Genomic DNA, 9496 nt, shown 5'->3' with positions numbered 1-9496 from the left:
GCCCCCGTGTTTTTTAAAAAATGTAACTATTTTTCCCCAACTTTTAAATTGTTCTCCCAATTTTTCATTTTTCCAGTTGGGTTTTTTTGTGCAAGTGTCGCTCTAACGACACTTGCCACTCACGACCCCTTCGCAAAATGCGGCCAATCACCTAAATCGGGCACCTGCACGTCAAGAGGCGTCCCTTATGGACAGTCGAGAGAGGTGTCAGAGACCGTCGACGAATCCGCTCCCGCCACTGCCTTCAGCACGCCACCTTTGCCTTACCCCTCACCAGAACCCGAATCGCCACTCACGACCAGCCCGACCCCGCACTCACCCCGCCCGCTCGAACTCGCGGATCAGCACCGGGTACTGCTCCCCACCGTGCCCGGCCGCGATCGCACGGTCGGCCATCGCCTTGATCAGCTTCGGCAGTTCGGCGTTCACGCCCAGCGCCTCGCTCTCCTCGACCATGTGCTCCATCGCCCGCACGTCGGTCTCCAGCGCCGACACCTCCGCGGGGAACGAGCCCTTGTCGACCTGCTCCGCGTACCCGGGCAGCCAGCCGGCCACCCCGACGGCGATCTGCTGCGCGAACGTCGCGTAGGTCGCGGCGTCGACACCGGCCGTCTTGAGCATCACGGTGCCTTGGAGCCACGCGTTCAGGACGCTCCACATCATCGCCAGCCCGGCGACGTCGTACAGCGACGCGAGCCCCGGGTCCTCGCCGAGATGGCTGACGGCGCCGAGCGCGCCGAGGTCGAAGTCCGGCCGCGGACCGCTGAGCAGGATCATCGCCTCGTCGGTCCCGATCGACGAGGGGATGGCCATGATCGCGCCGTCCAGGTAGCGGGCACCCCGTTGTTCGGCCCAGGCGGCGGTTTCCCGCGCTTGGGTGGAGTCGCCCGAGGTCAGGTTGACCAGTGTCGTGCCGTCGAGCCCGGCATCGCCGAGCAGCTCACGCACGGCCGAGTAGTCGGTGAGGCACACGATCGTCGTGCCGCCTGCCGCGAGCGCGTCGCCGATCGTGGGCGCGAGCCGCGCCCCCTCGGCCACCAAGGAGGCGGCCTTGGCGGACGTCCGGTTCCAGACGGTCGTGGGATGCCCGGCCTTCAGGAACGCGCGGGCGAGCGCGGTGCCCATCAGGCCCAGGCCGAGAACTGTCACAGGTGCGGTGGTTTCGTTGTCCATGGCAACATCGTCAACATTGAGACCGGCCTGAAGGTCAAGGGGATATCGGTGAAAATCGGGGAATTGAGCCATCGGACGGGCGTCAACGCCCATCAGCTGCGCTACTACGAGGCCCAAGGTCTCCTGGAGGCCGAGCGCGGCTCGAACGGCTACCGCGAGTACGACGAGACGGCCTTGCTGCGGGTGAAGCAGATCCGACATCTGCTCGCCGCGGGCCTGTCGTCCGAGGACATCGCGTACTTGCTGCCCTGCGCGATCGGCGAGGAGCCCGAGCTGATCGGCTGCCCCGAACTGCTGGCCGCGATGCGCGAACGGCTCGGACGGCTCGACGAGCAGCTGGCCAAGATCGCGCGGTCCCGCGACGCGCTCGCCGGTTACATCGACGCGGCGGAACGGACAGGCGCGAAGACCTATCCCCCGTTCGAAGGTGCCGCGTGAGCGCGGAAGCCGTCCGATTGCGCGAGCAGGGCACCGACGAGGCCCGACTGAAGCTGATCGAGCTGGCCGGACAGCACCCGAAGGACGCCGTCATCGCCTACCAGACAGCCTGGGCGCACGACTCCCTCGGCTTCGAGGCCGAGGCCGCTCCCTACTACGAGCGCGCACTCGCGACCGAGGGCCTGTCCACAGAGGACAGGCACGGCGTTTTCGTCGGGCTCGGCAGCACGTATCGCGTCCTCGGCCGGTACGAAGAATCGCTCAAGACCTTGCGTCGCGGCCTCGACGAATTCCCGGACGACGCGGCGCTGAAGACATTCCTCGCGATGGCGCTCTACAACGTCGGGGAGGCCCGCGAGGCGACGGGAACGCTGCTGAAAGTACTCGCGGCCACCAGCGGAGACGTCGGAGTCCAGCGGTACCGGCGAGCGGTCGAGTACTACGCGGATCACCTGGACGACGTCGAGTGACGCCTTATTGACACCTTGTCAACATAGCCTTACTTTCACGTCATGAGCGCGTACGCCGAAATCACCTACGAGGTCGCCGACCGCATCGCGACGGTCACGCTCAACCGGCCCGAGGCCCGCAACGGCTACACCATCCGCATGGCCGACGAGCTCGGCGACGCGATGGACAGGGCCGACCGCGACGAGGACGTCCGCGTGGTGATCCTGACCGGCAACGGCAAGGACTTCTCGGTGGGCGCCGACCTCTCGCAGGGCGGTTTCGACTTCGATCCGGAGACCGGCCCGGACGCGGCCTGGCAGGAGCCGGCGGGACGCTGCTCGAAACGGATCTTCACGATGAACAAACCGGTGATCGCGGCCCTGCGGGGCGCGGCCGTCGGCGGCGGCGTCACGATCACGCTCTCGTGCGACTACCGCCTGGCGTCGACGGACTCCCGGTTCGGCTTCGTGTTCGTCCGCCGGGGCATCTATCCCGAAGGCGCGTCCGCGTGGTTCCTCCCCCGGCTCGTCGGGATGGGCACGGCACTCGACTGGATGATCAGCGGCCGCGTCTTCGGCGTCGAGGAAGCGAAGAACGCCGGACTGGTCCACAGTGTTCACGAGCCCGACGAGGTGCTCGGCAAGGCCCGCGAGCTGGCGCTCGAGATCGCCAAGACCACGTCACCGGTTTCGGTCGCGGTGACCCGCCAGCTGCTGTACCGGATGGCGAGCGCCGCGTCGCCGTTCCCCGTGCACGAACTGGACTCGCGGCTGATCGGCGGCCTGGGCGCCAGCCCGGACGCCGTCGAAGGGGTCATGTCCTTCCTGCAGAAACGACCACCGGAGTTCTCCATGCGCGTCGACACCGACCAGCCCGCCTACCTGCCGTGGCGGAACGCGTGACCGCCTATCCCCCGGAGCCCTGGAACCTGGCGGGCCAGGCGTACCTGTCGGTCTGGCGTGTCCCGGTGAGCGAGCTGCCCGAGCTGCCCGAAGGTGTCGAACCGATCGTGGCGGGCGGGCGCGCGCAGGTGTTCACCGCCTGGATCGACTACCAGGAGCCCGGACAGCTGCGGTATCACGAGCTGCTGGCGACGGTCGCCGTCCGCGGCAAGCGTCTCTCCAGCTCCATCACCGACATCTGGGTCGACAGCGAGGTCTCGCTCGCGGGCGGACGGGCACTGTGGGGCATCCCCAAGGACCTCGCCACGCTCGACTTCACCCAAGGACGGACTTTCACCGCCTCGGCGGCCACCCAGGAGGACTGGATCGCGACGGCCGCCTTCACCCCCCGGCCGAGCCTCCCGGTGCGGATGCCCGCCGCCTTCGACGTCGTCCAGATGCTGGACGGCCGTCTCAAAAGGAGCCCCGTCCGGGCAAAGGCGCGGCCGCGTCCGGCGGCCGCGGATTGGCGCGTCAACGAGCACGGACCGTTCGGTTTCCTGGCCGGTCAGCGGCCTGTCCTGAGCGCCTGCCTCCGCGATTTCACGATCGTTTTCGGCGGCTGACCAGCCGCTCAGCGTGATCGCCTAACCCGCCAGGGTGAGACCACGACACGCCACCCATTGGGGCACGTGCAGCCTCCGACCCCTACATGTAGTCTCTGGGAACCGGCACCGCCCAGCGACGGGGAGACCGCTCGGGAGCGGTTGTCGGACAGCTTGGTGAACCTGCAGCGCACGGCCTTGTCAGGCCTTGCGGTGCTTCAACGCGCCCATTGGAGACACGCATGTCAGTGGAAACCGGTCAGCGGCCACCTTCGTCTTCGGACACCACGCCCGCGACCGTGCGAGTCATCCGGCGGGACGGCAGCGTGTCCCCCTTCGACGCGAACAAGATCTCGGTCGCCGTGACCAAGGCCTTCCTCGCCGTCGAGGGCGGTGACGCGGCCGCTTCGTCGCGGATCCACCACTTGGTCAAGGAGCTGACCGAGCAGATCGAGTCCTCCCTGCTCCGCCACGCCGGTCCCGAGACCGCGCTGCAAATCGAGCAGATCCAGGACATCGTCGAACTCGCGCTGATGCGCGGCGAGCACCACAAGGTCGCCCGCGCGTACGTCCTTTACCGTGACGAGCGCGCGAAAGCCCGCGAGTCCGAGAAGCCGGCGTCCTCCGACGTCGCCATCAGCGTCAAGTCCGCCGACGGCTCGATCCGCCCGCTCGACTGGGCCCGCGTCTCGCACGTGGTCGGCGAGGCCGTCTCCGGACTCGAGGACGTCTCGGCGGAGCTCGTGCTGGCCGAAGCCAAGCGCAACCTCTACGACGGCATCAGCGCCGACGAGCTCGCCCTCGCCCAGATCATGGCCGCGCGCGTGCTCGTCGAGCAGGAGCCGAACTACTCCTACGTCAGCGCCCGGCTGCTGGCGGACAAGCTCCGCGGCGAGGCGCTCAGCTACCTCGCGGGCGCGCCGCAGCTGGCCAGCCAGGACGAGATGACCGCCCGGTACCCGCAGTACTTCCGCGACTACCTGAAGCGCGCCATCGAGCTGGAGCTGGTCAACCCCGAGCTCCAGACGTTCGACCTGGACAAGATCACCGAGGCCATCCACGCCGAGCGCGACCTCGACTTCGGCTTCCTCGGCCTGCAGACCCTGTACGACCGGTACTTCCAGCACCACAACGGCGTCCGGTTCGAGCTGCCGCAGGCGTTCTTCATGCGCGTCGCGATGGGTCTGGCGATCCGCGAGGACAACCGTGAAGCCCGCGCGATCGAGTTCTACGAGCTGCTCTCGTCGTTCCACTTCATGGCGTCCACCCCGACGCTGTTCAACTCGGGCACCACGCGCCCGCAGCTGTCGTCCTGCTTCCTGACCACTGTGGACGACGACCTGGACTCGATCTTCCAGGCGTACAAGAACAACGCGCTGCTGGCGAAGTACTCGGGCGGCCTCGGCAACGACTGGACCCCGGTCCGCGGCCTCGGCGCGCACATCAAGGGCACCAACGGCCAGTCGCAGGGTGTCGTGCCGTTCCTCAAGATCGCCAACGACACCGCCGTCGCGGTGAACCAGGGCGGCAAGCGCAAGGGCGCCGCCTGCGCGTACCTGGAGACCTGGCACGTCGACATCGAGGAATTCCTCGACCTGCGCAAGAACACCGGTGACGACCGTCGTCGTACGCACGACATGAACACCGCGAACTGGGTGCCGGACGAGTTCCTCCGCCGCGTCGAGGCCGACGCGCAGTGGACCCTGTTCTCGCCGAACGAGACCCCGGACCTGCACGACCTCTACGGCAACGCGTTCTCCGAGCGCTACCGCGAGTACGAGGCCGCCGCCGAGCGTGGCGAGCTGAAGGTGTCTCGCAAGATCCGCGCGGTCGACCTGTGGCGCCGCATGCTGACCATGCTGTTCGAGACCGGCCACCCGTGGATCACCTTCAAGGACCCGTGCAACCTGCGCTCGCCGCAGCAGCACGTGGGTGTCGTGCACTCGTCCAACCTGTGCACCGAGATCACGCTGAACACCACCACCGACGAGGTCGCGGTCTGCAACCTCGGCTCGGTGAACCTGCTCAAGCACGTGACCCCCGAGGGCATCGACGCGAAGCGCCTCGAGAAGACCGTGCGTACCGCGGTTCGCATGCTCGACAACGTGATCGACATCAACTTCTACACCATCCCGGAAGCGCGCCGGTCCAACCTGCGGCACCGCCCGATCGGGCTGGGCCTGATGGGCTTCCAGGACGCGCTGTTCGAGATCGGCGTGCCGCTGTCCTCGGACGAGGCCGTCCAGTTCGCGGACACCAGCATGGAGCACATCAGCTACTACGCGATCTCGGCCTCGACCGACCTCGCCGAGGAGCGCGGCCAGTACCAGACGTTCGAAGGTTCCTTGTGGAGCAAGGGAATCCTGCCGATCGACTCCCTGCAGCTGCTGATCGACGCCCGCCAGGGTGACGCGCTCGACGTCGACACCTCGTCCACTTTGGACTGGGCGCCGCTGCGCGAGCGGGTCAAGACCGTCGGTATGCGCAACTCCAACGTGATGGCGATCGCGCCGACCGCGACGATCTCCAACATCGTGGGCGTCGGGCAGTCGATCGAGCCGCTGTTCCAGAACCTGTTCGTCAAGTCGAACATGTCCGGTGACTTCACCGTGGTGAACCCGCACTTGGTCCGCTCGCTCAAGGAGCGCGGGCTGTGGGACGAGGTCATGGTTTCGGACCTGAAGTACTTCGACGGCAGCCTCGGCCAGATCGACCGCGTGCCGGACGACCTGAAGGCGCTGTACGCCACCGCGTTCGAGATCGAGTCGCGCTGGCTGGTGGACGCCGGTTCGCGTCGGCAGAAGTGGATCGACCAGGCTCAGTCGCTGAACCTGTACATCGCGGCGCCCAGCGGCCGCAAGCTCGACGAGCTGTACCGCTACGCCTGGCACAAGGGCCTCAAGACCACGTACTACCTGCGGGCGCGGTCCGCGACGCACGTGGAGAAGAGCACCCTGCGCGGCACCGACGGCAAGCTGAACGCGGTCTCGGCCACCCCCGCCCCCGCTACTCCGGCTTCGCCGAAGCCCGCCGCTCCGGCTCCTGCCGCTTCGCCCGCCGCGGTTTCGCCGTCGCCCGCCGCCGCGGTCCCGGCCGTGCCGGTGACCGCCCCGGCACCGGCCGCCAAGCCGGAGCCGAAGGAGATCCCGCAGGTCTCGGACGTCGACTTCGTCGCCACCGACGGCGCCGCCTGCCGGATCGACGACCCCGACTGCGAAGCCTGCCAGTAATACATCCTCGTGAGTGGCGATTCGGGTTCTAACCCGAATCGCCACTCACGACCCCACTCGTGAAGTGAGCCTCTGTATGACCACCTTTGACGCTTCCACCGACGCCACCGGCCTCGGCGAGATCGAAGTCGGCGCAGCCCGCATCAACGTCGACGACAAGCGGATGATCAACGCCCGCGCCGACGTCAACCAGCTGCTGCCGATGAAGTACACCTGGGCGTGGGAGAAGTACCTCGCCGGCTGCAACAACCACTGGATGCCGACCGAGGTCGCCATGCAGGCCGACATCGCGCTGTGGAAGTCGGCCGACGGCCTGACCGAGGACGAGCGCACCATGCTCAAGCGCAACCTCGGCTTCTTCGCCACCGCGGAATCGCTGGTGGCCAACAACATCGTGCTCGCGGTGTACCGCCAGATCACCAACCCCGAATGCCGCCAGTACCTGCTGCGCCAGGCGTTCGAGGAGGCCGTGCACACGCACACCTTCCAGTACATCTGCGAGAGCCTCGGCCTGGTCGAGGGCGAGCTGTTCAACATGTACCGCGAGGTCCCCTCCATCTCGGAGAAGGACGCGTGGGCGCTCAAGTACACGCAGAACCTGGAGAACCCGGACTTCGAGACCGGCACCCCCGAGGCCGACCAGAACTTCCTGCGTGACCTGGTCGCGTTCTACGTGATCTTCGAGGGCATGTGGTTCTACACCGGCTTCGCGCAGATCCTCTCGCTCGGCCGCCGGAACAAGATGATCGGCATCGCCGAGCAGTACCAGTACATCCTGCGCGACGAATCGATCCACCTGAACTTCGGCATCGACTGCATCAACCAGATCAAGATCGAGAACCCGCACCTGTGGACCGAAGAGTTCCAGGCCGAGATCCGCGGCATGCTGACCGACGCGTGCGAGCTCGAAGTCGCCTACGCCCGCGACACCATGCCGCGCGGCATGCTCGGGCTGTCGGCCGAGCTGATCGAGCAGTACATGCACTTCATCACCGACCGGCGGGCGCAGCAGATCGGCCTCCAGCCGATCTTCGGCGAGACGGAGAACCCGTTCCCGTGGATGTCGGAGGCGATGGACCTCAAGAAGGAGAAGAACTTCTTCGAGACCCGCGTCATCGAGTACCAGTCCGGTGGCGCCCTCGACTGGGACTGATCCCTCGTCTGCGGTACAGGCCCGCTCGGCGCACCCGCGCCGGGCGGGCTTTTTCATTTACAACGCGGGATGGCCGGGCAGCACCGCGATGTCGTGCGTGCGGCGATAGGCCAGGTCGCAGTCCCAGCAACAGGTTGTGGCACTGCCCCCACCCCGCCCTCCTCGGTCGACGAACTCGACGGAAGCATTCCGGCCGCAAAGCATCGTCAGCTTGCCTCCGGGCATCGGGCCCGGTTCCAGACGAACGCGATGCCAGGTCCCGTCCAGCACCGGATGGGCAGTGGCCAGGTCGACGTGGATGCGTGCGACCTCGCCCCCGGCGACGACGCTTTCGTCGCTTCCTGGCCAACCGCTCATCTCGCCTCCAACTGGTAAAGACATGTTGACCAATACCGTGGCATAACGCAGCCAACTGGTCAAGACAAGTTAGCCAGTGGCAGGATGGCGCCCATGGTGGATCGCACGAGCGGAGTGCCGGCGTTCAGGCAGGTGGCCGCGGATCTTCGCGAGAAGATCTCATCCGGCCAGTTCCCGCATGGTGCACAACTACCCAGCGAACGTGAACTAGTTACCACCTATGGCGTTTCACGACCTACCGTGCGAGACGCGGTGGACGTCCTCAAGTCCGAAGGCCTCGTGACCGCCGAGCACGGCAAAGGTGTTTTCGTCCGGCCTCCGACCAGTCTCCAACGGCTGGCGCGAGCACGGCTCTCCCGCACCGCACGCGAAGAAGACCGCGGAGCGTTCATTGCCGATGCCACGGCTCATGGGTTCACGCCTTCGACATCCGTACGTATCCGGTTCGAGGAAGCCGACACCCGCACCGCCGAGTATCTCGACCTCGATCCCGGCGCGGCGGTCACCGTGAGAGATCGCGTGATGCGCGCAGACGGACTCGTCGTGCAGCTCGCGGTGTCCCGCCTTCCTCGCGAGTTCACGCGCGGCACCGCGGTGGAAGAAGTCGACACGGGACCTGGCGGGACCTATGCACGCTTGGAGGAATCCGGCCACCGGCTAGCCTCCTTCACCGAGCATGTCGGAGCTCGGATGCCGACTCCCGACGAAACGTCCTTACTGCAGCTCGCCGACGGAGTTCCCGTCATCACGGTGACCCGAGTGGCCTACCGCGAGGACGGAAAACCGGTGGAGATGAACGACATGACCCTCGCGGCCGATCGGTATCAGCTGGCATACGAGTGGGCCGCGGACTGAGGTTCATCACATTCGAGCGGCCCCGTAGCGGGCCTGAGTACGCTTCGAGGTGCTACTGGTTCGCCCGGCCTCCCAAGCCGGTCGAGGTAACAGGGAACCCGGTGTGAATCCGGGACTGCCCCGCAGCGGTATGTGGGAACGAAAGCCGTCACCGTGCGAGACACGGTAAAGCACTGGGTATGGCACCCGGGAAGCGACGGCCGGTAGGAGCGAGCGAGTCGCCCACGAGTCCGAAGACCTGCCCGTGGTACGTGCGCCGACGGCGTGCGTGAGTCCGGGCCTCGTGGGATGGGCACGACCGAACGGCGGTCACTCCTGTGCGCGGCTCCGGGCTCTGACGACAAGCTCGCGAGG

9 protein-coding genes and 1 riboswitch are annotated in these 9496 nt (G+C 66.8%); of the genes, 7 read left to right on the top strand and 2 right to left on the bottom strand.

All coding sequences use genetic code 11. The features are described from left to right. Nucleotides 1–315 precede the first annotated feature (315 nt). The gene (locus tag ACZ6YV_RS16330; RefSeq protein ID WP_465510343.1) at nucleotides 316–1173 is read right to left on the bottom strand and encodes an NAD(P)-dependent oxidoreductase; all 858 of its coding nucleotides are present in this window, start codon (nucleotides 1171–1173) and stop codon (nucleotides 316–318) included. 48 nt (nucleotides 1174–1221) lie between these two features. On the opposite strand from ACZ6YV_RS16330, the gene ACZ6YV_RS16325 reads away from it, so the two are divergent. The 6 genes from ACZ6YV_RS16325 to ACZ6YV_RS16300 all read left to right on the top strand — a co-directional run bounded on the left by ACZ6YV_RS16325 (nucleotide 1222) and on the right by ACZ6YV_RS16300 (nucleotide 7930). Then, a complete protein-coding gene (locus ACZ6YV_RS16325) occupies nucleotides 1222–1611 on the top strand; it encodes a MerR family transcriptional regulator (protein WP_378237893.1) in 390 nt (129 codons plus the stop codon). Continuing rightward, nucleotides 1608–2081, top strand: a complete 474-nt coding sequence (locus ACZ6YV_RS16320) for a tetratricopeptide repeat protein (RefSeq protein ID WP_465510342.1) — start codon at nucleotides 1608–1610, stop codon at nucleotides 2079–2081. The genes ACZ6YV_RS16325 and ACZ6YV_RS16320 overlap by 4 nt, the downstream gene beginning before the upstream one ends. Before the next feature lie 42 nt (nucleotides 2082–2123). Further along, the gene (locus ACZ6YV_RS16315; protein ID WP_465510341.1) at nucleotides 2124–2963 is read left to right on the top strand and encodes an enoyl-CoA hydratase-related protein; all 840 of its coding nucleotides are present in this window, start codon (nucleotides 2124–2126) and stop codon (nucleotides 2961–2963) included. After that, a complete protein-coding gene (locus tag ACZ6YV_RS16310) occupies nucleotides 2960–3568 on the top strand; it encodes an acetoacetate decarboxylase family protein (RefSeq protein ID WP_465510340.1) in 609 nt (202 codons plus the stop codon). Before ACZ6YV_RS16315 ends, ACZ6YV_RS16310 begins: the two co-directional genes overlap by 4 nt. Before the next feature lie 221 nt (nucleotides 3569–3789). Further along, nucleotides 3790–6777, top strand: coding sequence for a ribonucleoside-diphosphate reductase subunit alpha (locus ACZ6YV_RS16305; RefSeq protein ID WP_465510339.1), 2988 nt, complete (start codon nucleotides 3790–3792; stop codon nucleotides 6775–6777). Nucleotides 6778–6853: 76 nt separating this feature from the next. Then, entirely contained in the window at nucleotides 6854–7930 is a 1077-nt protein-coding gene (locus ACZ6YV_RS16300; protein WP_449224176.1) for a ribonucleotide-diphosphate reductase subunit beta, read from the top strand. Nucleotides 7931–7987: 57 nt separating this feature from the next. Here ACZ6YV_RS16300 and ACZ6YV_RS16295 read toward each other — a convergent pair whose 3' ends face one another. Next, on the bottom strand, nucleotides 7988–8287 hold the full coding sequence (locus ACZ6YV_RS16295) for a hypothetical protein (protein WP_465510338.1): 300 nt from the start codon (nucleotides 8285–8287) through the stop codon (nucleotides 7988–7990). 93 nt (nucleotides 8288–8380) lie between these two features. Here ACZ6YV_RS16295 and ACZ6YV_RS16290 point away from each other — a divergent pair, with 93 nt between their 5' ends. Beyond that, nucleotides 8381–9142 carry a GntR family transcriptional regulator gene (locus ACZ6YV_RS16290; protein ID WP_465510337.1) on the top strand — a complete coding sequence of 254 codons (762 nt, stop codon included), beginning with the start codon at nucleotides 8381–8383 and terminating at the stop codon, nucleotides 9140–9142. Nucleotides 9143–9181: 39 nt separating this feature from the next. Next, a riboswitch (cobalamin riboswitch) is annotated at nucleotides 9182–9402 on the top strand. The last annotated feature ends 94 nt before the right edge of the window (nucleotides 9403–9496 follow it).

It is taken from the genome of Amycolatopsis sp. NPDC102522, from assembly GCF_055584485.1.
The sequence above is the reverse complement of the archived record's forward strand: the minus strand, read 5'-3'. Positions and strand labels throughout refer to the sequence as shown.